At 42.8% G+C, this 24,825-nt stretch carries 25 protein-coding genes; 15 read left to right on the forward strand and 10 right to left on the reverse strand.

All coding sequences use genetic code 11. The features are described from left to right. Position 1 precedes the first annotated feature (1 nt). The 4 genes from ABFW99_RS12605 to ABFW99_RS12620 are packed head-to-tail and all read right to left on the reverse strand — an operon-like array spanning position 2 to position 4,460. On the reverse strand, positions 2-943 hold the full coding sequence (locus tag ABFW99_RS12605) for a PorV/PorQ family protein (RefSeq protein WP_349353835.1): 942 nt from the start codon (positions 941-943) through the stop codon (positions 2-4). Then, positions 940-1,995 carry an OmpP1/FadL family transporter gene (locus ABFW99_RS12610; protein WP_349353834.1) on the reverse strand — a complete coding sequence of 352 codons (1,056 nt, stop codon included), beginning with the start codon at positions 1,993-1,995 and terminating at the stop codon, positions 940-942. Before ABFW99_RS12610 ends, ABFW99_RS12605 begins: the two co-directional genes overlap by 4 nt. Further along, positions 1,995-3,656 (reverse strand): FlgD immunoglobulin-like domain containing protein, encoded by a 1,662-nt coding sequence (locus tag ABFW99_RS12615; RefSeq protein WP_440707511.1) that lies wholly within the window; start codon positions 3,654-3,656, stop codon positions 1,995-1,997. The genes ABFW99_RS12610 and ABFW99_RS12615 overlap by 1 nt, the downstream gene beginning before the upstream one ends. Further along, positions 3,657-4,460, reverse strand: coding sequence for a hypothetical protein (locus ABFW99_RS12620; RefSeq protein ID WP_349353831.1), 804 nt, complete (start codon positions 4,458-4,460; stop codon positions 3,657-3,659). A gap of 340 nt (positions 4,461-4,800) precedes the next feature. On the opposite strand from ABFW99_RS12620, the gene trpE reads away from it, so the two are divergent. The 11 genes from trpE to ABFW99_RS12675 all read left to right on the forward strand — a co-directional run bounded on the left by trpE (position 4,801) and on the right by ABFW99_RS12675 (position 15,221). Then, the gene (trpE, locus tag ABFW99_RS12625; protein ID WP_349353830.1) at positions 4,801-6,261 is read left to right on the forward strand and encodes an anthranilate synthase component I; all 1,461 of its coding nucleotides are present in this window, start codon (positions 4,801-4,803) and stop codon (positions 6,259-6,261) included. Between the two features lie 9 nt (positions 6,262-6,270). Beyond that, positions 6,271-7,257: a tryptophan--tRNA ligase gene (gene trpS, locus ABFW99_RS12630; RefSeq protein WP_349353829.1), complete on the forward strand. Its 987-nt coding sequence runs from the start codon at positions 6,271-6,273 to the stop codon at positions 7,255-7,257. A gap of 2 nt (positions 7,258-7,259) precedes the next feature. Further along, entirely contained in the window at positions 7,260-7,823 is a 564-nt protein-coding gene (locus tag ABFW99_RS12635; RefSeq protein ID WP_349353828.1) for an anthranilate synthase component II, read from the forward strand. Next, positions 7,823-8,863, forward strand: a complete 1,041-nt coding sequence (gene trpD / locus ABFW99_RS12640; RefSeq protein ID WP_349353827.1) for an anthranilate phosphoribosyltransferase — start codon at positions 7,823-7,825, stop codon at positions 8,861-8,863. Before ABFW99_RS12635 ends, trpD begins: the two co-directional genes overlap by 1 nt. Positions 8,864-8,866: 3 nt before the next feature. Continuing rightward, positions 8,867-9,697, forward strand: coding sequence for an indole-3-glycerol phosphate synthase TrpC (gene trpC / locus ABFW99_RS12645; protein WP_349353826.1), 831 nt, complete (start codon positions 8,867-8,869; stop codon positions 9,695-9,697). Between the two features lie 32 nt (positions 9,698-9,729). Then, the gene (locus tag ABFW99_RS12650; protein ID WP_349353825.1) at positions 9,730-10,383 is read left to right on the forward strand and encodes a phosphoribosylanthranilate isomerase; all 654 of its coding nucleotides are present in this window, start codon (positions 9,730-9,732) and stop codon (positions 10,381-10,383) included. Between the two features lie 105 nt (positions 10,384-10,488). Next, positions 10,489-11,694, forward strand: coding sequence for a tryptophan synthase subunit beta (trpB, locus tag ABFW99_RS12655; RefSeq protein ID WP_349353824.1), 1,206 nt, complete (start codon positions 10,489-10,491; stop codon positions 11,692-11,694). A gap of 8 nt (positions 11,695-11,702) precedes the next feature. After that, entirely contained in the window at positions 11,703-12,500 is a 798-nt protein-coding gene (trpA, locus tag ABFW99_RS12660) for a tryptophan synthase subunit alpha (protein ID WP_349353823.1), read from the forward strand. A gap of 9 nt (positions 12,501-12,509) precedes the next feature. Further along, positions 12,510-13,613: a DUF4837 family protein gene (locus tag ABFW99_RS12665; RefSeq protein ID WP_349353822.1), complete on the forward strand. Its 1,104-nt coding sequence runs from the start codon at positions 12,510-12,512 to the stop codon at positions 13,611-13,613. A 101-nt stretch (positions 13,614-13,714) separates the two neighbouring features. Beyond that, complete coding sequence (locus ABFW99_RS12670) at positions 13,715-14,455, forward strand: hypothetical protein (protein WP_349353821.1); 741 nt, start codon at positions 13,715-13,717, stop codon at positions 14,453-14,455. Further along, on the forward strand, positions 14,412-15,221 hold the full coding sequence (locus ABFW99_RS12675) for a methyltransferase domain-containing protein (protein WP_349353820.1): 810 nt from the start codon (positions 14,412-14,414) through the stop codon (positions 15,219-15,221). The genes ABFW99_RS12670 and ABFW99_RS12675 overlap by 44 nt, the downstream gene beginning before the upstream one ends. A 202-nt stretch (positions 15,222-15,423) precedes the next feature. Here the strand turns inward: ABFW99_RS12675 and ABFW99_RS12680 are convergent, their stop codons facing one another. Together ABFW99_RS12680 and tadA are read right to left on the reverse strand one after the other, a co-directional pair. Next, positions 15,424-15,864, reverse strand: coding sequence for a hypothetical protein (locus tag ABFW99_RS12680; RefSeq protein WP_349353819.1), 441 nt, complete (start codon positions 15,862-15,864; stop codon positions 15,424-15,426). Positions 15,865-15,948: 84 nt separating this feature from the next. Next, positions 15,949-16,428, reverse strand: a complete 480-nt coding sequence (gene tadA / locus ABFW99_RS12685; protein ID WP_349353818.1) for a tRNA adenosine(34) deaminase TadA — start codon at positions 16,426-16,428, stop codon at positions 15,949-15,951. A gap of 58 nt (positions 16,429-16,486) precedes the next feature. On the opposite strand from tadA, the gene ABFW99_RS12690 reads away from it, so the two are divergent. From ABFW99_RS12690 to ABFW99_RS12705, 4 genes are all read left to right on the forward strand, one after another. After that, positions 16,487-17,029 (forward strand): adenine phosphoribosyltransferase, encoded by a 543-nt coding sequence (locus ABFW99_RS12690; protein WP_349353817.1) that lies wholly within the window; start codon positions 16,487-16,489, stop codon positions 17,027-17,029. A 66-nt stretch (positions 17,030-17,095) separates the two neighbouring features. Next, a complete protein-coding gene (locus tag ABFW99_RS12695) occupies positions 17,096-17,584 on the forward strand; it encodes a hypothetical protein (protein WP_349353816.1) in 489 nt (162 codons plus the stop codon). Then, entirely contained in the window at positions 17,581-18,807 is a 1,227-nt protein-coding gene (locus ABFW99_RS12700) for a hypothetical protein (RefSeq protein ID WP_349353815.1), read from the forward strand. Before ABFW99_RS12695 ends, ABFW99_RS12700 begins: the two co-directional genes overlap by 4 nt. 122 nt (positions 18,808-18,929) lie before the next feature. Continuing rightward, entirely contained in the window at positions 18,930-19,445 is a 516-nt protein-coding gene (locus ABFW99_RS12705) for a SixA phosphatase family protein (RefSeq protein ID WP_349353814.1), read from the forward strand. Here the strand turns inward: ABFW99_RS12705 and ABFW99_RS12710 are convergent. The 4 genes from ABFW99_RS12710 to ABFW99_RS12725 are packed head-to-tail and all read right to left on the reverse strand — an operon-like array spanning position 19,442 to position 24,824. Then, the gene (locus ABFW99_RS12710) at positions 19,442-21,538 is read right to left on the reverse strand and encodes a hypothetical protein (RefSeq protein WP_440707512.1); all 2,097 of its coding nucleotides are present in this window, start codon (positions 21,536-21,538) and stop codon (positions 19,442-19,444) included. The genes ABFW99_RS12705 and ABFW99_RS12710 overlap by 4 nt on opposite strands. Before the next feature lie 21 nt (positions 21,539-21,559). Further along, entirely contained in the window at positions 21,560-22,552 is a 993-nt protein-coding gene (locus ABFW99_RS12715; RefSeq protein ID WP_349353812.1) for an AAA family ATPase, read from the reverse strand. Then, positions 22,549-23,916, reverse strand: a complete 1,368-nt coding sequence (locus tag ABFW99_RS12720; RefSeq protein ID WP_349353811.1) for a peptidylprolyl isomerase — start codon at positions 23,914-23,916, stop codon at positions 22,549-22,551. The genes ABFW99_RS12715 and ABFW99_RS12720 overlap by 4 nt, the downstream gene beginning before the upstream one ends. Then, on the reverse strand, positions 23,913-24,824 hold the full coding sequence (locus ABFW99_RS12725; protein ID WP_349353810.1) for a peptidylprolyl isomerase: 912 nt from the start codon (positions 24,822-24,824) through the stop codon (positions 23,913-23,915). The genes ABFW99_RS12720 and ABFW99_RS12725 overlap by 4 nt, the downstream gene beginning before the upstream one ends. Position 24,825: the final 1 nt, after the last annotated feature.

Raw genomic sequence — 24,825 nt, forward strand, 5'->3', positions numbered from 1 at the left:
ATTAAAATTTGTACTGAATCCCAATGGAATGTACTGTTCCATAGCCTGTATTGAAAGGAACTAATGCATAATTGAAGGTGATCTCGTCGGTTGTGAAGGCAGCACCAAATGAAACCGGACGAACATTATTCTGGGTTTTGTAGCCGCCGCTGATTTCCAAAACATCGGCTATGTTAAAAGAAAGCCCGAAATTAAAATAGGAGCCGGGGACCGTATAATCGGCGTAATCTTTGTCATCCGTTTCTACCAGAGGATAAACAAAATCAGCGTATGCAGTTACCAACACAGGCAGGTCATCATTTTTTGGCGGGGTGAAGTTGAGCACATCTGCAGATGATCCAACTTTAAAGTTTGTAGGGAGAGGGGTGGAATTAATATTAAGCTTCTCCATTTCTCCTAAATTGGTTACCGATGCTCCCAACCGAAGCCGGTCATTTAATAACTCACTGGCCATCCCCAAATTAAAAGCATAACCGTTGGCCTGGTAAGTGAAGTTTTCTTCATTCAGATATTGAAATGCACCACCCAATGCGAAGTACTTAAAATCATAGGCATAAGCTGCAGAGATGGAGATATATTGTATAGAGAACTCACCATTCGGGGGACCCGGGTTATTTCGGGCTTCATAATCATCAGCTCCGGAGGTGTAAAATGAAAAAGCCACCGCTCTTTGCCCGTTTTTGAAGTTTACACCGCCAAAAATGTTATTCACGTTAGCAATCCAGAAAGAATAACCAAGATCAATGGAAGAATAGTCATTAAGGGATAATAAAGCCGGATTTGAGAAAATAGAAGCTGATCCTTCAGATATAGAAGTGGTAGCTTCAGCTTTAGAAAGAGAATAAGGAGTTGGAGAAATGCTCAGCATCTCGAAGCCGCTTCCCTGAGCAAGAAGGGCGGAGCTGCTGATGAATAGAAAAAGGCTGAAGATTACGGTTTTCATAAATTCAGGCGTAAGGAAAATACATGCATGTTAGAAATTCGGTACGGTTCCATCACAAAGGCATAATCGATGGAAGGAGAAAATACATCAAATGGAAGATGAATGGAAAAGCCACTGCTAAGTCCCCAGCTGTCCATATTTGAGGTTTCAGGAAGGGTCCAGCCGGCCCGTAGAGTAAATCGTTCATGAGCTTTCCAGGAACCACCCAGTCTTATTTGGGAGGAGCTGGTGTTGATGGTTTCAGTGGTAGTAATCGTGGATGGAACCCCGTTATCAATAAAAAACTCGGTAGTTTCTGTTTCGGAGCTATAACTTTGTAGCTCGAAATCAGCGGAAACGGTAAAAAGTTCTCTCTGGTAGGCTAATCCTAAAATAATCCGGGTAGGGAAGTCATTAACAACATCGCGGGCCTGATCCAGATTATACAAGCTTTGAGCATTCCACGAATAATTGGCAAACAGGTCTTTCACTGAAAAACCGATATTCAGGTATTCTCCGGCTCTATATAAAGCCCCAAGATCCACACCAACGGTAAAGGCATTATCAAGCTCGGAGTGATAGTCGGCCATACTAAACTTCAGGCCGACTCCTGCATTAAATTTCTCGCTTAGGCGGATTCCAAAGTTGCTGGACAGTTGGTATTCATTCACTGTAAATAAACCTGTCGGGTAGCCGCTAACCGTTCGGCCGTCAATATCTTTGACTCCTGCACGCATCAGGTTAAACGAGATCCCTGCACTTGGTGGAAGTTGTAAGTGTATGCCTGAACTTTGAAATACCCGGTCAAATTTAAGCGCTCCAACGGTAAGATCGGTCTGGCGGGTGTCTAAGGCCAGCGCTGCTTGTGCGGGATTATAGTAAGCAAAAGCACCTTCTGATGTTACCGCACTCATAGCGTTGCCCATTGCCATTCCCGGGGCGCTGAAGCCCATTCGGTATGAGGCTCCGGCAAAGCCACCGTTCTGAGCCAGGAGGGAAGGAGAAACTAATCCGAACGTAAGCAGAAATACAAAGCAACGTATTTTATTTATATATGTGAAGGTATTCTGCATTAATCCACCACCAAAATTTTACCGTTTTTACGAGCTCCTGCCGTCTCAATTACATAAATATAAGCTCCGTTAGCTACCTTCCGGCCTTTACCGTCCACTCCGTCCCACACAGCTTCATAAGTGCCGGGCGGGAAAGATCCATTTTCAATTTCCCTCACAAGATTCATCCCGAAATCAAAAACCCGGATGTTCACATTGCCCTGATTTTCCACTTCAAACTTGATTCGCACCAATTCATGCACGGTCGGTGAAAATGGGTTGGGGTAGGCATAGGTGCTTACATCCCGGCCTTCATCGTGGATATTTCCCCCTTTGAGAGGGAAGTTAACCCGGGTGATTTCCCAGTTATCAAAAACCTGGTTGGCTGAGCAGCACTCATGAGAGGTGAGGCCATCGCTTGTAGAGATCCAAATGCGATTGGTAGTAGAAGTAGCCGAGTAATAAACAGCGGTTGATTTAATGAAGGTATTCGGGCTTTTAATTTGGGGGGATTTTATCCAGGTATCTCCACCGTTGGGGGAAATGAACAAGCCATTTTCTCCGGTTGCAAATACATATCCATCCTTAAAACCAATATCATTAATGCGTTCTCCAATCAGCATTTGTGTAAATGTTTGACCGCCATCATCGGTGTATACTAGTCCCTGGTCTTCTACTCCGGACTCAATGATGCGATTAGTCATCCAGACTTTTCCTGTGCCTGGCTCTTCTTTTAACTCAATTACCCAATTGCCGATCAGGCCGTTGGTTGAGCCATCAAATGTAATATGAGACCAGCGAATACTGTCGGTTGGGGCTGTTAGGGCATTTTCTGAAACATTCACCCCGCTGCCTGTTCCTACCCAAACGCGATTCTGCGAATCAATATAAACTCCAAATACACGAAGATTTAATCCAAAATCACTTCTTGGATCATATCGGTTTATTTGAGCCACATCACCATTGGCTAAAATTATATTTGAGCTCCAGCTGTAATCATCTTCAGGGGTCATTTCAGAAACATTGTCAGGAGGGAGTATAACCCGTTCCCAGGTATCTCCAAAGTCGCGGCTTCTGATTAACCCGCCCCCGAAATTAGCTGAATAAACAACGTTATTTTTAAAATCCACTTCATAGGGCGGCGCTTGTTCAGGTACTATAAAACGAATACGATTGTAAGTTATCCCGCCGTAGGTAAACTGTATATCGCAATCCGGATCGTAATCCCCGGAACTGGATGGTCGTTCAAAATCAGGGTCATCTGAAAAACATTTTGAAGGAGGGTCAGGGTCGAGGACAGGGGGTTCAAAACGCCATGAATCGCCACCATCCACTGAAAAATAGTACCCGAATGCGGTTTGGGGACTTCCTTCGGCTTCCGTGTTTGTATAACCAAGTCCTGCAAGAACGGTATCTTGTCCAAGCTCCAGCGAATACACACGTCCAATGCCGTTGACCACACTATCAGCATTTTCAGGAGTGAACCATTCCGCGTTATTATTGATATTTCTATTCAGGGAAGGGCTTACCCAAACGGTATCTCCGAAAGCTAAAATAGTACTAACTCCATTTACCCGAATGGTGTTGGTGGTTTCGCGATCTGGATTCAATGGACCATAAACCTGGGCCTGAACGGCAACGGATAGGAATAGAGCAATAAGTACAGCAAGAAATTTCTTCATTTATTCGGTAATCCTGAATGTTGTTTGAAGGGTATCGCTTACCAAACCACCTTTATCAACAGCATAATAATATAGATCAAAGGTTTGAAGCTGACTTTCTGGATTTACCGGAAATGCTGCCGTATAAACGGAGTCACCAGCTGTAATATCCGCTCCGTTATCACCATCATCAAAAAGGGTGAACGGAGAACTATTAACCTCTCCGGATGAACGATTAAATATCCGTACAAAAACTCCCTGAATGGTGTCGTTTCCTTCTTCATCTGTGACTTTGGCAGTAAACCGATAAACATCAGTTCCAGAGGTTGGCCGCTGTACAGTTTCAGGATTATTGGCTTCTAAAATCTCCGGCTTAATCTCAGAAAACCCGGTAATCTTAAGTGAGGCCGTGGCATAGTTGAAGTGGCTGGTTTCAGGATTCTGCACAATGGCATTCACCTTAAAATCCTGAAAAAAAGTAGTTTTGGTTTGAAACGGCACTTCGAGAGTGAATTCACCATTAGTCGATGTTATTTCCATATCCTGTTGCAACTCTACCTGACGGGAATTCCGATCGGTAATAATTATTCTGGGGACTACACCTTCAGGCAGGTTCTCTGTATCAGCAGAAAAGGTGACTATCACTGTTGTGTCCTTAACACCATCATCAGCAGATGTGAACTGCACATTTTGAGGCGAGACATTAAAGCTTTGGATTACCGGGCTTTCCTCAAATATATCTTTTGGTGAAGTGGTAGAATCACAAGAGAGAAACACGATGCTTGAACCAAGCAAAAGAGTAGTGTAGATGAATAGGTGCTTCAAAATAATTTTGCTGCTAAAAGATTATTTCTAATGGTAAGGATTCATGGTTCTTAAATCCAATACGGATTTAAACTTCATAAATTGTGGAACTTCGTATTGCATGTACTTTGCTATGCCGTTATATTCGACGCGTTATGAAAAAACAAATCGTTCAAATTATTGCTTGGTGGTGGCCTGTTGTTACAACTAACAGTGGGTCTCGTATGTAAATTGAACGATAGAAAAGAATGTAAGCAAACCCACTGTTCCGCCGGAATTGTGGGTTTTTTTATTTAATTGAATTGCCACGAAATCTCTAAAACACAAAATTTTAGTGCTTTCGTGTTTTAGTGGCTACTAAATGAACAAAGATCAATTTTTAGAACTTAGTAAAGAATATACAGCTGTACCTATCTATAGAAGGTTATTGGCTGATGTACTTACCCCAGTTTCCCTTTTTATGAATATCCGGGAAGGAGCTGAGTTCCCGTTTTTACTGGAATCAGTGGAGGGCGGAGAGCAACTGGCCCGTTATTCCTTTATAGGTAGAAATCCTTATCAAAAATTGATTTTTGACGGAGACGAAACCACTCTGGAGTCAAAAGGAACAACAGAAAAGATTGATCAGGGCTATTTTGAAAAGCTAAAAGAACTGACAACTGCTTATTCTGAACCCACACTGCCGGAACTTCCCCGATTAAAAGGCGGAGCGGTTGGTTTCTCAGCCTACGATACCTTTCGTCTGGTTGAAGATCTTCCTGATGTACCAGAAGATGACCTGAATTTGCCGGAAGCCATTTGGGCTTTTTATGATGAAATCTTTGCTTTCGATCATGTGAAACATCAGGTAGTATTAATAAAGACGGTTTTTGTAGAAGAGGAAAAAGATATTGAGGAAGCCTACCGGATGGCTCAGCAAGCTCTCGACCAAATGGAAGCAGCGGCCCTGAATTCCAATTATCAGAACCGCTCGTTTAGCATTGACACGGAATCGCTGTCGAGCAATATGGAACAGGATTACTTTGAGCGTATTGTAGAGAAGGGGAAGGAATACATTTATGAAGGCGACATCTTTCAGGTAGTACTTTCCCAACGTTTTCAGGCCGATATGAGTGGAGATCCATTTATGTTGTACCGGGCTTTAAGGATGGTGAACCCATCTCCGTACTTATTCTATCTGGATTTTGAAGACTTTCAGCTGGTGGGTTCATCACCGGAGGTCTTAGTTCGGGTGCAGGAGGGAGAAACCCGTGTATTGCCTATTGCCGGAACCCGGCCACGTGGAAAGACCCATGAAGAAGATCTTGCTCTGGAAGAAGATTTAAAGAATGATCCCAAAGAAGTAGCCGAACATATTATGCTTGTGGATTTGGGGCGTAATGATCTTTCGAGGGTTTGTAAAGCCGGTTCGGTAAAAATGGAACGAAATCAGGTGATTGAGCGATATTCACACGTGATGCACATTGTCAGTGATGTAGTTGGGGAATTGCGGGAAGATCAAACCTCGGTAGATGCGCTGATGCAATGCTTCCCGGCTGGAACGGTAAGCGGAGCTCCGAAAATCCGTGCCATGGAAATCATTGATGAACTGGAACATACCAAACGTGGAGTTTATGCGGGTGCTGTCGGCTATTTCGATTTTTCCGGTAATATGGACACCTGTATTGCCATTCGAACCATGGTGGTAACCGATAACAAAGCCTATATTCAGGCCGGGGCCGGAATTGTGGCCGACAGTGATCCCACCAAAGAATTTGAAGAAACTCAAAACAAAGCGGGCGCACTTATTCAGGCGCTTAGCGTAGCTTTAGATATTCAATAAAACAGATACATGAGCGACACAAAAACTATTTTATCAGGCATTCAACCTTCAGGTAAGCTTCATATTGGTAATTATTTCGGAGCGATCCGACAGCATATTGCCATGCAGGAACAGGGAGAAGCCTTCTACTTCATTGCTAATTTTCATTCTCTGACATCCCTGAACGACGGGGAGCAGCTTCGGCAGAATACGATTGATGTAACGCTTGATTACCTAGCGCTGGGTTTAGATCCTAATAAAGCGACATTCTTTGCCCAGTCTGATGTACCCCAGGTAACCGAACTCGCATGGATACTTGGAACCTTAACACCGGTTTCCCTGATGGAAAAAGGCGTTTCGTATAAAGATAAAATTGCAGCCGGACTCAGCCCGAATATTGGTTTGTTTACTTATCCTATTCTTCAGGCAGCGGATATATTGATTTACCACTCGGATATCGTGCCCGTAGGCGAAGACCAAAAGCAGAATATTGAGATTACGCGCGATTTAGCCGGAAAATTCAATCACACTTATGATGGTGAGTACCTCAAGCTACCGGAAGAACATATTGTGAAATCAGTTGCGGTAGTACCGGGGATTGATGGCCGTAAAATGAGTAAAAGCTACAAAAACACCATCAATATTTTCGCTGAAGGAAAGGCGTTGAAGAAGAGGGTGATGTCGATTGAAACGGATTCTACTCCGCTTGAGGACCCTAAAGACCCGGAGAACGACAATGTGTTTGCACTCATCAAGCTATTTGCGGATAAAGACATGCAGGATGAGATCGCCGCTAAATATAAAGCCGGGGGATATGGTTACGGTCATGCCAAAAAAGAGCTGTTGGGGATGATTGAGGAGTATTTTGGTGAAGCAAGAGAGCGGCGCCATGAACTGTCTAAAGACCTGGATTATGTTCATGATGTGCTTAGGGAAGGAAGTAAGAAAGCCCGTGTAAGAGCAGAGTCTGTGATGGAACCTATCCGGGAAGTAACCGGAATCGTGAGGCACTTTTAACCATGGTTCTGATTATAGATAATTACGATTCCTTCACGTACAATCTCGTTCATTTGGTTGCTGCCGAAACGGATAATTATAAAGTCATTCGAAATGATGCCATGACGCTCGAGGAGATCAAAGAATTAAATCCTTCAAAGATTCTTATCTCACCGGGACCGGGTCGCCCTCATGAAGCGGGAATTACTGAGGAAATTATAAGGGAGATGGGAAAAGAGACCCCCGTTTTAGGAGTTTGCCTTGGCCATCAAGCCATTGGTGAGGTATTTGGAGCAAAGGTTATATATGCCCCTAAGCTGATGCACGGCAAGGTGTCCAAGGTGTCACATAATAATAAATTTATATTTGAAGGAACTGAGAAAGACTTTACAGCCACCCGATATCATTCCCTGGTATTAGATCCGGATACCATCCCCGATGTTCTTGAAATTACCGCTCATTCTGATGATGGTGTCATTCAGGGGATTCGCCACAAAGAATACCCGATTCAGGGGATTCAATTTCACCCGGAAAGCATTCTTACCACGGAAGGACCTAAACTTATTCAAAACTGGTTGCGACAATAATGGATTTCAAAAGTATTCTGTACAAACTTTCATTTTCTGAAAACCTCTCTCAGATTGAGGCCGAAACAGCGCTAAACCTGATTATGTCTGGCGAGGTGTCTGAGGAGCAAATTGCCGGTTTCCTCACAGCTATGAGACTCAAAGGCGAAACCGTTGAGGAACTGACCGCTTTCGTGAAGGTGATGCGCTCAAAAGCTGTTAAAGTAGACGTTAATGTTGAAGGAGCTATCGATCTTGTCGGAACCGGAGGCGATCAATCAGGTACCTTCAACATTTCAACAGCAGCCTCCTTTATTACGGCTGCAGCCGGAGTTCCGGTCATAAAGCATGGAAATCGGAGTGCTTCCAGTAAGTGTGGTTCAGCTGATGTTTTAGAGCATTTGGGAGCTTCCATCGAGCTTGGAAAAGATGGAGTTGAGCAGGTTTTTGATGAAGTCGGGATGGCTTTTATGTTTGCCCCCATGTTTCATCCGGCTATGAAGTACGTGATGCCGACCCGGCGTGAGTTAGGCTTTCGCACATTTTTCAACATTCTTGGTCCCATGGTTAACCCTGCTGATGTTCAGCGATATGTGATAGGAGCTTTCAGTAAAGAGGTGGCCGAGAAGATGGTTCACATTCTTGCTAACCTTGATACAGATTTCGCCTACACCTTTAACGCTCATGACGGATTGGATGAAGTAAGCCTGACATCGCAATCCGAGATCTTTGAGTTGAAGGATAAAGTAGTGTCTACCTCCATTTTGTTTGATCCGGAATCAATGGGGTTTAACAAAGTAGAAATGGATGACCTGATGGGAGGCGGTAAAGAGGAGAATGCTGATATACTTACAAGCATTATGGCTAATAAAGCCACTGAAGCTCAGCAAAATATCGCATTGTTAAATGCGACCTTTGCCATTCAGGCTTCCGGTAAAGTTGATAAACTCGAAGAAGCTAAAGAACTGGCCGTGGATGCCCTTGAGTCAGGTAAAGCACGTAAGATGCTGAATGACTTTATTGATGCTACTAACGATGCCATGGGCACATTCAAATATTAAACCATGAGCACTATACTTGATCAAATAGTAGAAAAGACGGCGGAAGATTTAGAGAGGCGAAAGAGGAAGGTCTCATTTAATGACTTCAACTCGTTTGAGGGTTTTGAGAAACAGACCATTTCTTATAAAGATGCTCTGTCAGGTACAGATTCCGTTTCTATCATTTCAGAAGTTAAAAAAGCTTCTCCATCCAAAGGAATCATCCGGCCTGATTTTGATCCGGTTGACATTGCACTTCGATACGAGGAGGGAGGTGCATCCGCAATTTCAGTGCTCACGGATCAGCCTTTTTTTAAAGGTGACTTGAAATATCTTGAGGCTATATCCAAAAGAGTTAAACTTCCGTTACTGCGCAAAGACTTTATCATTGATCCATACCAGATAAAAGAGGCGAAAGCCTATGGAGCGGATGCAGCCTTAATCATCGTTGCAATCACGGAAGGTGCCCAGCTCAATGAATTGCTACATGCCGCCAAAGAATTTGAATTGGATGCTCTGGTTGAATGTTATGATCAGGAAGACTTTGACCGAATAGATTTTGAGCAGGTTGATATCCTTGGAGTAAATAACAGAGACTTAAAGAATTTTGAAGTGGATGTACATCGAGGCATTGAGATATTGCAACAGGCGCCCGAAGGAACGGTATTGGTCTCTGAAAGTGGATTGTCTTCCGGCAAAGACCTGGCTGTATTGCGGAAAGAAGGAATTCACTCAGCTTTAATCGGCGAATTTTTTATGAGGCAGGATGACCCCGGTCAGGCCGTAAAAGATTTAATTGAGCAAACAGAAGAAGAATTTCAACGCTTACAAAGAGAAGATATAGAACATAGCTGAATCAATTCATCCGTGTTCGATCATCAAAGTTTATGACACAAGAAGACCAAAGAACAAGAATTAAGATTTGCGGGATTACAAACCTTGAAGATGCCCGGTTTGCGGCTGGTGCTCTGGTAGATTATCTGGGTTTTATCTTTTATGAGAAAAGTCCCCGATATATTGAACCGGGAGAGGCAGGAGCCATTATAAACTGGCTTGAAGGCCCTGAAAAAGTTGGCGTATTCGTGAATCAGCCTTTGGATGATGTAAACCGCATAGCTAAAGAAACCGGACTGGATTATGTGCAGCTGCACGGTGACGAATCGGTAGAATACTGTGAATTGGTTGAAAAACCCATCATTAAAGTCATTCATATTCAGGAGGAAACGGTTCCTTATTTATTGAAGCACCAGATTGATCAATACTCTGAAGTAGCTGACTACCTGCTTTTTGATACAAAAATAGATGGCCTTTGGGGCGGAACCGGTAAATCATTTGACTGGGATATGCTGAATGAAGCTGATATTGATGTTGCGTTTTTCCTTTCCGGTGGATTGAATGCGGAGAATATCAGTGAAGCAATAGAAACGGTTCAGCCTTATGCAGTAGATATTTCAAGCAGCCTGGAGCAGAAACCCGGACTGAAAGATTTTGGAAAAATTGAAGACTTCATGCATCTCATGAGGTCTTTGGAAGCAGATTAATTGAACTCAGACGAATGGATTGAGAGGATGCTCACTGATTATTTTATTTAAAAATGTGAATCTGCTGAATCTGTGTCATCCGTGTTCCATCAGAATGGTTAATTTATGAATACAAAAACTGAAACAAAGAAATATACCTTTCCCGATGAGCGGGGGTATTATGGTAAATTCGGCGGAAAATTCGTGCCTGAGATTTTAATACCGGCTATTCAGGAGCTGGAGCAGGAATTTCAGAAAGCTAAGAAGGATGAAGACTTCCAGAATGAATTTAAGTCTCTGTTGGATGAATACGTGGGCCGGCCTACCAAGCTGACCTTTGCTAATCGGTTAACCGAACATTATGGTAAGGGCAAGATTTACCTGAAAAGAGAAGATCTTTGTCATACCGGTGCTCATAAAATCAACAATGCGATTGGCCAGGTACTATTGGCGCGACGTATGGGTAAAAAGCGAATCATAGCTGAAACCGGAGCCGGCCAGCATGGAGTAGCTACGGCCACAGCATGCGCGAAATTCGGCCTGGACTGTGTGGTTTATATGGGTGAAGAAGACATGGTTCGGCAAAAATTGAATGTAGATCGAATGACTTTGCTTGGAGCAGAAGTCAGGGGAGTGAGCAGTGGTTCAAAAACCCTGAAAGATGCAACCAATGAAGCCATTCGTGACTGGGTAACCAATGTAGATACCACTTTTTATATCATTGGATCGGTTGTAGGCCCTCATCCTTACCCCATGATGGTTCGGTATTTCCATGAGGTTATCGGGCGCGAAACGAGGAAACAAATCCATGATTACGAAGGGAGAAACCCGGATCACCTTATTGCGTGTGTGGGAGGTGGTTCTAATGCTATTGGTTTCTTTTACCCCTTTCTCGACGATAAGGACGTGAATATCATAGGAATTGAAGCGGCCGGCTATGGCGTCGATTCCGGACAAACCGCTGCTACCATGAGCAAAGGCACACCCGGTATACTTCATGGTTCGCTTAGCTATTTACTGCAAAGTGATGAAGGGCAAATTGAACTTGCCCATTCCATCAGCGCAGGATTGGATTACCCCGGTGTTGGCCCCGAACATGCTCACCTGAAAGATCTTGGAAGGGTAAATTATTATGCCGTAACTGATGAAGAGGCTATGGCTGCCGTTAAGCTGTTATCTAAAACGGAAGGTATAATTCCGGCTTTAGAAACCGCACATGCTTTTGCATGGTTAGAGAAACTTTTACCGAAAACTTCTAAAGACGATATTATTATTTTGAACTGCTCCGGTCGCGGTGATAAAGATATGGGAACAATTTCTGAAAATTTATAAAGGTAAAAATGAATCGAATTCGAAAGGTATTTGAAGAAAAGGGTAAAGACTCTAAACTGATGAGCCTTTTTCTAACAGCAGGTTTCCCTGATTTAGATGCTACTGTAGATCTGATCCTTGGCTTTAAAAATAACGGGGCCGATATTATTGAGCTTGGAATGCCCTTTAGTGATCCATTAGCCGATGGACCCACTATCCAATATTCAAGCGATGTAGCTATTAACAATGGCATTACCATTGACAGGATTTTCGAAATGGTGAAGGAAGTCCGCAAGCAATCGGAAATCCCCATCATTTTAATGGGATATATGAACCCGGTGCTTCGCTATGGTGTGGAAAAGTTTTGTGCCGGGGCGGAAGAAGCAGGCGTTGATGGACTCATCATCCCCGATATTCCCATAGAAGAGGGTGGAATTATTGAGGAGCACGCCAAAAATTCTAAACTATCTCTTATATACCTTGTTGCGCCTAACACTAGCGATGAACGTATGAAGCAGGCCGATGAAAAGTCGGAGGGATTTGTATATTGCGTTTCCGTTACGGGGGTAACCGGAGCCCGGGAAGGCGAGGAAGTCTCAAAATCGGTGAACCGGTTTATTGAGCGGGTCAAAACCAATATTACCCGGAACCCGGTGATGGTAGGTTTTGGTATTAAATCTCATGAAGATGCAAATGATATCGCATCAAATGCCGATGGTTTTATTGTCGGAAGTGCCTTAATTGACACCATCAAGAAAAATTATCCGAATGAGGAATGGCAATCAGAGCTTTTTTCCTTCGTTCACTCACTGAAATTTGGAAAATAATTACACATTATGCGAATAACGTTAGGATCACTATTCATTTCTGCTGTTGCTCTTCTTTTTGTCTCTTGTGATGGAGATTACCGTCCATTGGCTGAAGGTAATACCCGCGAAGTAATCGTGGTTATGGATTCAACAAAATGGGAAAGCCAGACAGCCGAGGCCATCAGAGAGGTCTTCGGAAAGTGGGTGTTAACTGTACCAAACGGAGAGTCTTATTATGATCTTCGGTTTACTCAAATACGTTCTCAATCGCATTTAGATCGTCTTAAAAGCAGTAAGAATTTAATTTTTGCTGCCCCGATTGACGAGGACTCCAATACCGGACGACAGGTTCGAGGCTTCCTGGATGAGTCGGTTGAACAGCGAGTTAAGGATGGCGAAAGTTTCGCTTTTCCTGTGGAAGATCAATGGTATAGGGATCAATATGTGTTGATATTAAGTTCTTCTTCTGATTCACTTCTGGCTCAGAAAATCAGGAATACAGAGAACTCATTGTTGAGCAATATGCTTCAAAAAGAGCTGCAGCGTTGGGAGTATTTTGTGTACGAAAAGAAAGAACAAACTCAGCTGTCAGATTCGTTGTGGGAAAACCGAGGGTTCAAAGTTCGCTTTCAGCATGATTATATCAAGAACATAGACACGCTGAACTTCCTGAGTTATCGCCGGTTCCTGCCTCAAAATGACCGCTGGATGTGGATTTGGTACAAAGACAATGTGGATGATATTTCCTTTCTGGACGATGAATGGATTATCAATACCCGCGATTCCCTTTCTCAGGAATATATTAAGGGAGCCCGCGATTCCATGTACGTTCAAACTTATACCAACCGCCCTGAAATCAGACCAATTATTACTGAAAGCTTCCAGAAAGGGAGGTTACTGGCTTATGAAACCCGCGGAACCTGGTATATGGTAAACGGACTGATGGGAGGTCCGTTTGTGAATTTCACTTATTATGATCCCGATACCAATCGGTTATTCATGATCGATTACAACCAGTTTGCACCCAGTGTAAGAAAGAAACTGCCTTTTGTGCGCCAGTTTCGTGCTATGGGAAGAACGTTTGAGTCTGACTCCACCTGGATGTCTTCATCCGAAGATCCGGCATCTTAGTTTTAGAACTTAGTGTATAATAGTTATTTGTGAATGCTAAAAGTCAGCGAAGCTTCGGACTGTGCTTCGGCTTAGTGTAAATAATAAAGAATGATTAGTTCGTGCAAATACAGAAACAAAAGCTTGATCTAGAAATCATTGCCTACCATGGGTGGGGGTTTGATTCAACCTTTTGGAACAACTGGCCGGCAATTCTTCCTCATAACGTTTTATTTAAAACGGCGGACAAAGGCTATTTTCTGGATGAAAAACACCCCAAATTTTCCGGCAGTTCAAAACACAAAGCTCTTTTCTTGCATTCTTATGGTCTGCATTGGTGTCCTCAAGAGCATATCGAACAGGCTACCTGCATTGTAATATTCAATGGCTTTCGTTGCTTCCATCCTGATGATGGAAGCCAGAGATCGGAATCAAGAAAGGCTTTGCAAAGTATGATTTCAGGATTTGAGAACAACCCCAAGGATGTTCTTCAAGCTTTCTGGAAGAATGTTTTTCACCCCCACAAAAACAAGTATATCCGAAAAGGAAAATTTGACAAAGATTTATTGGTAAAGGATTTAAAACAAATGGATACCGGATCCTTCAATATTCAAAACCTTCAAAATGGCAAGCCGATCATTAGCCTGGATGGTGGTAGTGACAAGGTTCTGACGAACAACCGCGGAAAGTCATTTACAGAGATTACGGAAGGAAATGCTGTATATCATTTTATAAAGAAGGCAGGACACGGCTTACCAGCTACTCATCACCAGGAATGCTGGTCGTTTATCAGTGCAATGATTCCTATTTTTCAGCACAATGGAAACTACAGAAGAAAAAGACATCAACAGAGTAGCCCGTAAATTCGGCAATGCAGCTGAAACCTATCATCAGGAAGCAGAAATTCAAAGAAAAGTAGCTGATGGACTTATTTCGTCGCTATTGCCCTGGAGAGAACTTTTGCCTTCGGGTCCGATTCTTGAAGTGGGATGTGGTACCGGTTTTTTGACTCGTGAACTTATCAAACACTTTCCCGGGAAAGAATTTCTTATTACCGATGCTTCACCTGAAATGGTTCAGTTTTGTAAATCTGAATTGGAAAAGGAGGGGCTTCTGACTGATAAAGTTCAGTTTCAGGTATTGGATGCCGATGAATTTGATCAGACGGATGAAAAATTCTCGATGGTAATCAGCAATTTCGCCCCTCACTGGTTTAAGGATACATCTGTAGCATTAGAGAATCTATCAAAATCTATACGGCCTGGAGGATTGCTCCTTTGTTCTTTTCCGGGGAATCACTCTTTTGAGCAATGGTATCAAAACTGCCTGGAACTTGGGCTTCCTCATACCGCAAATCCATTACCCGATGTGGAAGAAGTGGTTGTGAAACTGTCTATGGGACCCATGCAAATCGACTATTATGAAAATGATTTATACCAGGAGTTTGCTTCGTCTATGGATTTTTTCCGGCACTTAAAAAGAATCGGGGCCTCTGAGAGTGTAAAGGGTTCTTCACTATCTAAAAAACAATTCAGACTACTTACAGATCACTGGGATAAAAAATCCGAACACAAGGTAAAGATAAAATGGCATGTGGTTTACCTTGCGGCTAAAAAAGACTTTACATGATAATGAAAGGATAAGCAGTCTGCCTGGTCTGTAATTTTAAACCACATTTCCAATCCAACTCCGAGTAAGTCCGTATAAAAAAATCATAAATACATAAATAAATTATGATTTAACCTGACGATTCTTTAAAATCTACCCGAGTACAGGGTTTGGGTTTTTGGGGTACTTTTTTCTTCTTACTGAAGTAACGTGCAGCCTGTATTTATTTTAGCCAACCTTTTGATATCGCATTTCTGGCTATCCAAATCAGTCCTATTCCGAATAGAAAAACCATTACAGGCATTACCGCTCCTCCGGGTCCATACACCTCTATAGAATTACTCATAAACAATGAGTGATACATTTGTACCACAATTCCGATAAAGGAAATAATAAAAAGGGGTAGAGCAACTTTTCTTTTCAGTAGAAGAGATAGTGAACCCAGCGCGCCTCCAAATACGGCAAATGCAAAAGCTCCTGTAGCCCAAGCGGGTGTATTTGCCATAAGCTCTTGTTGAGCGGCGGGTAGTTCAGCCATTACTTCCGGACTCATCGTAACCGTCATAATGTATGACATCACTCCGAGTAAGTTCCAGAGAAGTGCTCCCCATCCAACAACCCAAAACCAGGTTGTGGGTCCATTTGTATTTTGATTTTCAGCCATGTTTGTTTGGTTTTATTTAAAATGGCTCTCCTGTTAATCGAATAGTCAGCTGATAGTACAAATTTTAAGTTAAAATCAGGAATTCTATTTGCTACGCCGCTCTTTAAAAAAATCCTTCATTAAGTGCTCGCATTCCGCTTCCATCACGCCCTGAATTACTTCAACCTGATGATTGAGGTTTTTATTAGAGGATATGTTAAACACACTTCCACATCCCCCCGCATTAGCATCCGCTGCCCCGAAAACAACCGCCCCAAGCTTACTCCAAACTGCAGCTCCTGAACACATGGGGCAGGGCTCAAGAGTAACGTATAGGGTGCATTCACTCAGGTATTTCTCATCCATAGATTCGCAGGCTGCTGAAATTGCAATCATTTCGGCATGAGCAGTTGGATCATTCAGCCGTTGAACCTGATTATATCCTTTGCCTATGATTTGTTGGTTCCGAACAATGACGGCCCCAACCGGCACTTCGCCTTCATCAAAAGCCTGCTCGGCCAACATAAAAGCACGTGCCATAAATCGATGATGTTTCTGCCAAACCTGTCCTTCAATTTCACTCATAATACTTGATTGCCATCATTCAAATTAACTACCTTGGCGCGAACTTAATCCTATTTGAATGAAAAAAGTAGAGCAAAGCATAAAAGATTTAATATCTGATACTATTCGAACCATTCCGGATTTCCCAAAAGAAGGAATTCAGTTTAAGGATATCACTACGTTGTTGCAGGACAAGAGGGCGCTCGAGCTCACTTCCTATATGCTGGCTCAACCATTTCGGAATAAGTCGGTTGATTATGTAGTTGGTTTGGAGTCCCGGGGATTTTTGTTTGGTACTAATCTTGCTCAGGATCTCAACGCTGGTTTTGTACCCGTTCGCAAACCCGGAAAACTTCCCTCAAAAACACTATCTGAATCCTATGCACTTGAGTATGGGGAAGACAGCGTCGAAATTCATGCAGATTCCATTTTTGAAGGTGCCAAAGTAATTATTCATGATGATCTGATTGCTACAGGAGGGACGGCTTCAGCGGCTTCTAAATTAGTTGAACGCCTTGGTGGTGAAATAGTAGGCTATTCTTTTATTATCGAGCTTTCGTTTCTGAATGGGCGGGATCAACTCACCCCAAATGTGCCGGTAGAAAGTATTCTTATCGAATAGCCGGAACAATTTTCACTTTCGTGACTACAATTGCTTGAACAATTAATAGTAATTGAGGACACGAAAATGAGACCCCATAAACTTATTCCGATTATTTTGTTGGCTTCAATCGTGATGTTAGGCACAGCCTGCAAGACGTTTGTGGTCAAAAATGTGAATTACTCCCACCAAATTGAATCCGTACTAACTCCGGATGAAGACGGAACGGTAACAGACGTCCGTCATGGGATTACCTTTAATGTAGCTCCATTTCATAAAAAAGAGTTTGGAGAAAATGACAGCACCCATCAAATAAAAGAAGTGCGACTGATCAGAAACGAGCAAGGCTTTTACTTCATCACAGCTAATCAATTTAAAAACGTATACGTGATGGAACCCGGAAGCGGTACGTTAAAGCTGAAAAAGAAAATTAAGGTTTCAGAAGAAAGAATCCCGGAACCGGCTTTCAACATGAGAGATGGCGTTGTTCAGTTGGTGAAAGTCGATACCAATGAGATTTTAAGCTTAAATGAGAATGGAATTAAAAAGAACGATAAAGAGGAGGAACAATCATGAAACGGTTTTATAAAGCTACTTTGGTATTGATTGCTCTTGCTGTGGGAAGTGTTTCCATATCAGCACAGACATCAGATTACCGGGTTAAAAAGAACTTTGAAGAACGGTATGCAGAACTCAAATCTTCTATTAGTGAGGCGATGACTGTTCAGGAAATTGACAGTTTACGCATCGAAATTGAAGATTTCGAATACTATAATGAAGACCATGATAAGCTTCTGGACAATGCTCTGTATCCTGAAACATTTGAGAGCAGTATCGAAGAGCTGAAACAAAGAGCCAGAGCTGCGGAACACAAGCTTTTGATTATTGAGAATCAAAATGAGAAGCTTGCTCAACTTTCAAATGAGCTATCGGCTTATAAGTCAGAGATCGCGAACTTAAATGATCGAACTGATTCACTCAGAAATGCAATATTAGCTTCTGAAGAAAGCGAAAGCGACCTTTCAAATCTGGTTGAACGGTATCGAAAAAGCATGGAAGAGCGGGATGAATTTGTACTCAACATGATTGATTCGCTGTTCATTACATACAAAGATATGCAGGGTAAAGCACTGGCTGAATTTACTGAAGAAAACGGTCCAAGAGCTTTACATGAAGAGGATAACCCTCTTCATGTTATTGAATCTGTGATAGAAGAGAATATTCAGATTCTGAAAGCTGATAACGGAGCACTGCAAACCGAAGACTACTTGAGAATGTATGTGGTTCAGAATCGTTTTTCAGAGGTATGGAACCAAATCGGTGATGATTTAACCCGTATATATGCCGGTAACAATTCCGCCGAATGGGAAAATAACATAGAGGATAAGCTGGGTGACTGGAAGGCCAGCGCTTCCAGGAATATGTGGGCCTCCATGGATAATTACCTCGAAAGTAATAATGTAAATCTTGGAGCCTTTGACAGCAATGAAAGCTTCTATAAGTCTATTGAGCAATTCGTAAGTAAAGCCACTGACGCCAGTCGTGAAAAAGTGATAACAGATGAAAACTACGCTGATTTCCAGGCTTTCTATGACTTCTGGAATGGTAAAATCAAAAAAGACTGGGGTAAATTTGTTCAGGAAGGTGAAGTACTCACCATGAATCAGATTTCAACCATAGATACTGAAATTATGACCTGGAGAGATGAAGCCAAGCCCAAGTCGTTTCTCATTCCCATTTTATTTGGGTTGAGCCTGTTGACCATCGTAGGTCTCATCATTGTATTAGCAAGAAAGTAATACCCCAAATATTACTAACTGTCAAAAAAGGTCGGCCGGAAGGGCGGCCTTTTTTATGTTAAACAGAAACATATTTGGAAAGACTTCCGTAGGTTAGCGCAACTTTTAACCTTTCTGCCCCTATGAAAAAACTCTTTCTTATAGCCGGAATATTACTGTTAGCCCTGAATGTTTTTGCTCAATCTGCAGAAAGTCCGGTCTCCGAAACCACCCTTATATTCGTCCGGCATGCCGAAAAAATGGACGATGGAACCCGAAATCCACACCTAAGTGAAGAAGGAAAAGCCAGAGCGGTGCGACTTGCAGACATATTACTTAAAGAACATAATGTCTCAGCCGTTTACAGTACTCCGTACTATAGAACCAAAGAGACGGCTTCTCCCATCGCAGACAGTATGGGACTTGAAATCCAGGAATATGGTTTAGATGCCCCCAAAGCTCTTATTCATTCAATTATCGATACAAATAAAGGGGCAACAGTATTGATTGTGGGTCATTCGAACACAACTCCTTTACTGGTAAATCTTTCGATAGGAGAACAACGTTTCAAACAACTTGATGAAAAAGCCTACGGAGATATTTTTATCGTAACTATTGTGGAAGGAGAAGATCCGGTTGTGGAAAGGATAGCCTACTAAGGCAGTGAATAGTATTTCCTAAGCAGCCATTCACTTCCTAACATTAACAAAACAATGGCGAACCAGTAAAAAGAGCGAACCGGAAACGTGTAATTTTCAACCGTTTGTGTACGTGTTTCCAATACATTTTCAGCCCGGAGGCTATCCCATATAGCCGAGGCCTCGTTATAAGGGAAAAATGACCCGCCAGAGTTAGCAGCAATAGATTTCAGTAAATCATCATCTCTCATGGTATTGGTTAGCTCTGAGCTTGAATTTGACACCAGAAATTCGCCGGATTGTGATGCTATTTCCCGATTTCCCTTCCGGGCTGTTGCCCGAAAACTATACAACCCTTCTGAAAGCCGGGGCAGGGTAAGGCTGTAATTTCCATTCCCAAGGCTTTCCATATTGAACGATCGGGCGGTACCGGTTTCTGAAGTCAACTGAACTTCTACAATCCCTTCGGCTTCGGGGTCACCTCTTTCGTTACGAAGGCTTGCGTTAATCAGAGGTGATTCTGCCGTGCTGAAAGTTTTTTTAGCCGGAGCAATTCGAAGCTTCCTGTTATCCGGATCACTTGATGTCCAGGAAACCAGGTTGACAATAAGTGTGGATACATATTCCCGTTCTATGGGGTTGGTACTTTGAACCCATTTGTGCCAGCCCCAGGGAAGTACATGAGACCGTCGGATATTCCCTTGTTCTAAAACTGCAATCGCCGGAGATTCAGAATTAATCCCATCATAATTAATGGAGTATAATGCCGTAGTTTGGAGTTCAGAAATTTCACTTCTCAATGCGGAATAAAGGGATGGGGTATCGTTTAAGTTAATCTCCGGAAGTTCTAAAATCGGCTGTTGATCCTGGTCCAGTATCTGATTTAACCGAACCTGAGCCACCCGGTTATTCTGAGGATTTATGAGCCTGAGAGTTTCTATTTCCGTAGACCCAGGGTCAGACCGGCTGTTAAGTTCAAAAAAGATAGTTGGGGTATCCGTAATGGAATTCAGAAAAGAAAGGTTTTGGCCGGAAGGAGGAGTTCCATGTACAATAACCAGGTTAAACTCATCCTCTTCCGGCATTTCTTCTACATAACGATTCCCGCCAAGCCAGGTAAGAGTATACAAATCATTGTTTTCATCTTCGTTGATAACAGACCGAATGGCTTTTACATCGGGGTGAATTTGAAAAGCCGCATGCAAAATCTTCACTTTACTGTCCAAAACATCGATGGTGAACAATCGGGAATTATTTGATTCCGTCCACTCATCAGGCAAAGGAGAGGTACGCACTTCATATTGTTTCAGGCCCTCTTCGGTGAGTTCAAGCTCAAACTGCACTTGTTTTACCTGTTTGTCTGTATCAAAGCTAACCTGCTGCTCGTTAAGCACTTCATCACCCGACAACAGGGAAACCATTACCGTATTATTTGCAAAACCTGATTGTGAGATTTCAGCTTCAATTATATGATTGGTATTCGTATATCCGGTGGTATTGGTAAGGACGTTAGAAATCGAAATATCCTGAACGCTGGAAGTATCGCCAACCGCAATGGTGTAAAGAGGGATTGAAGAGTTTGCCGCATTAATAGAAGGATTCCGTCCAAAAGTGATAATACCATCAGAAATAATAAGTGCCGCCTGCACTTGCTCTTCCATTTCGAGGATAGACTTAATAGGCTCAGCGAGGTTGGTTTGGGTTTCGGAAGCGCTCAGCGAATCGGGATCAAAATCGGAAATCTGTTCTCCGATCGCATAAAATCTGAATTCTACTTCAGGAATAGCGTCAAAATTTAAAGTATTCAGGAGCTGATTGTATGAATTGAGTCCTTCATAATCCCCTTTGGTAATCCCGATGCTTTCCGAATTATCCAGAAACACCGCAATAGTTGGCTTTACATCAATCTGCCGGGAAGAGTAGAAGTCGGGGTTTAGCAACAATAAAAGCACGATAAGCAATGCTGAACCCCTAAGGGTGATAAGTCCCCAACGCCCGATAGAAGGAATACTTTTGAACGTTCGATAAGAAGCCCATGCAAGAACCACCAATGCAATGGAAAGAATTACAATTACAGCCGGTGGAAGTATATGTTGGAATCCCTGAAAGTCCACATTAATCCCTCATTATGATGTTCAGGATTCTTCTGTAAGCATTTCAATCAGCTTAACGGTTGTATAACCTTCAGCTTCAGCGGCGTAGTTATTTACGATACGATGTCGTAAGACGGGAATTGCCAGGGTTTTGATATCCTCTTCGGTAACATGATAGCGCCCTTGTGACAGCGCTCTTGCTTTACCGCCTAAAATAAGGAACTGAGAAGCTCTTGGACCCGCACCCCAGCTCATATACTTATTTACAAAATCCGGGGCCATATCGGTGCCGGGGCGGGTTTTAGATACTAATTCCACCGCATAATCAAGTACATTATCCGGTACCGGTACTTCACGCACCAGCGCCTGAAGTTCTTTAATCTTCTCTTTGGTAACCAGTGCTTCTATGTTGATGTCCTGGTAGGCCGTTGTTTTGCTCACAATTTCCTTTTCCTCTTCAAGAGAAGGATAATCAACCCAGATATTAAACATAAATCGGTCGAGCTGTGCTTCGGGAAGAGGGTAGGTTCCTTCCTGTTCAATCGGGTTTTGAGTAGCCAATACGAAGAAAGGAGTATCCAGGTCATAGGTTTTACCGCCGGTGGTAACATGATATTCCTGCATCCCTTCAAGCAGAGCAGCCTGAGTTTTAGGAGGAGTTCGGTTGATCTCGTCAGCCAGTACAATATTGGCAAACACAGGTCCTTTAATGAACGTGAACTCTTTGCGGCCCGAGTCTTTATTCTCTTCAATTACTTCGGTACCGGTTATATCACCGGGCATAAGATCGGGAGTAAACTGAATTCGGTTGAAGGTAAGATTCAGTGATTCTGCTAATGTTCTGATAAGCAGTGTTTTAGCCAGTCCCGGAACACCAATCAAGACACAATGTCCTCTTGAAAAAAGGCTGATTAGAAGAAGGTCAATAATGTCTTCCTGCCCAATTACAGCCTTATGAATTTCCTTTTTTATCTGATGAAAAACCGCATGGAATTCATCCGCTAACTTAACCGGATCTTTTACATCGGTGCTCATAAACTACTCTCCGTTTCAGGGACGTTAATTTTATACTCTACGTAAATATCATCCCGCAATTCCTTCATCCATTGTTGCATAATTCGGTACTGTTTCTGCTGTAAAGCAATGCTCTTAATACGTTCATAATCTTGCTTCATATTCGCAATGTGCTCGGGAATCTGCCGGTCTAGACGTACAATTCGGTATGCCTTTTTATTTTGGCTTTGAAGGTTAAACGACTTTGGTTCTGAGATATAACCTTCTTCATCCATTAGCAGTACAACTCTGTACATGGCAGGATCCAAACGGTTGAGGGGGATAAGCCGCTCACCGCTTTGCGGATCAAATATCTTACCTCCAAGATTGGAAGTTGATGGATCTTCACTCAGCTTCCGTGCTACATCAGCAAACTTTACATCAGGATTAGACATGATACTGTCGCGGATAGCATTCAGTCGTTCAATCGCATAATCTTCATCCAGCTCTTCAGAATCGACTGAGATTAGAATATGATTGGTTTCAATCTGATCACCAACACGGCGGTTTAGTTTTATGATGTGATAACCGAATTGTGTTTCAACCACTTTGGAAATTCCACCCGGCTGAAGGGCAGAGGCTGCTGCAGAGTATTCCGAAACCAATTCATCAAGTCCCATTAAAGGAAGCAGGCCCCCTCTTCGGGCTGAGCCTTGGTCATCGCTATGACGGCGGGCTAGTTCCTCAATCGTCTTGCCATGCGTTACAATGGAATCCCGAAGCTGTTGGGCAAATTCGAAGGCTCGTTGTTCGGCATCACCTTTTGCAGGAGGTACAATCACAATTTGTGACAAAGCTACCTGTTCCGGAATAGTAGGCAGTGAATCTTTGGGGATGCTTTCAAAAAATTCATTCACCTCAGGACGAGTGATGGAGATAGACTGCATCTTTTGTTGCTGTACTTTACTTGCAATCATCTGCTCGCGGAAGTCAGAGCGGAAATCGGCCCGGAGTTGTAGCAAGGATTTCCCAAAAGCCTGCTCAAGTGCTTGCTCACTGCCGGCCTGCCGGATCAACTGCTGAATTCGTTGATCCATTCTGAGATCAACTTCTTCATCAGAAACAGTAATGGAGTCAATCTGGGCTTTTTCCAGCAACAGGTAATTATCTATGGCAGATTCAAGAAAGTCGAACCAAAGTCCTTTGTTAAATTGAACCTGCTGGCCTTGTACCTGAGCCTGACGCATATAGTCAGCTACGCTCTGGTCAATTTCAGACTTTAAAATAATGTTGTCGTTAACGTGAGCTACAATCTGATCAGCTAATTGTTGCTGTTGAGCCTGAGTATTAAATGTGAGAATTAGAGATAGAAAAAGGAGGGGTAAAAAAACGTATTTATTCTTCATTGATTAATTTGGTTCAGTGAAACAGTAGAGTCGTCCACTGCTGTATTCGTTTCGTTTATAACGTTATGAATTTTAATTTCATTATTAGCCTGCCCCTGAAGATAAAGATTCTTTACGTATGTGTTGAATGCTCTTTTACGCTTTTCCAGGGTTAGCCATTCTTCAATTTGTCCGATCAGCCAGTCCAGGTCCGGATGATCTCCTTGCGGCCGCTCATCCAATAACTGAACAAAGTGATATTCATTGCCCGAACGATAAGTGGGAGATATTTCCGAAGGGCCAATGATGTTCAGATAACGGTTCAGCATTGAGATATCACCACCGGCAATGGAGATAGGCCAGAAGCGTTCCGATTCTCTGATTTTAAGATCGGCATATTTGGAATATTCCTGGGCCACTGTTTCCCATTCAATACCTCTCATCAGATCGCGCTTGGCCCGTTCTGCTTCCGTATTACTTCGGGCTATAAGGTGACGATAGCGGACGTAACGTTCATCAAGGGTGAACTTGTCTTTGTTTTGCTGATAGTAGTTTCGGGCTTCTTGTTCGCTTACATCAATATCACCTTCAAATTCGGTAATGATGTAATCCTGCACTGCCTGGAGGATGTACTCTTCCCGAATTCGCTGTAATTTCTCCTGCACACCTTTGCGTTGGGTGAAGTTCAGACGCTGAGCTTCTTGTAAGATAACCTGCCTTCGCACCCATTCATCCCGGTAATTCAGATAGGCAGATGTACTGTCTGACTCAAAAATATGAGCAGGGATCTCGGCTTTGGCCTCTTCTTTGGTAAGCTGCTGATTCCCGACTTCTGCAAGAACAACGGGCTCTGAGCCATTATCTTGTTTACATGCTGATGCCAACAGCAAAAGGAACATATAAAGAATAATGGTGTGGGTTTTTACCATG

It is taken from the genome of Gracilimonas sp. BCB1, assembly GCF_040117685.2.
GTDB lineage: Bacteria > Bacteroidota > Rhodothermia > Balneolales > Balneolaceae > Gracilimonas.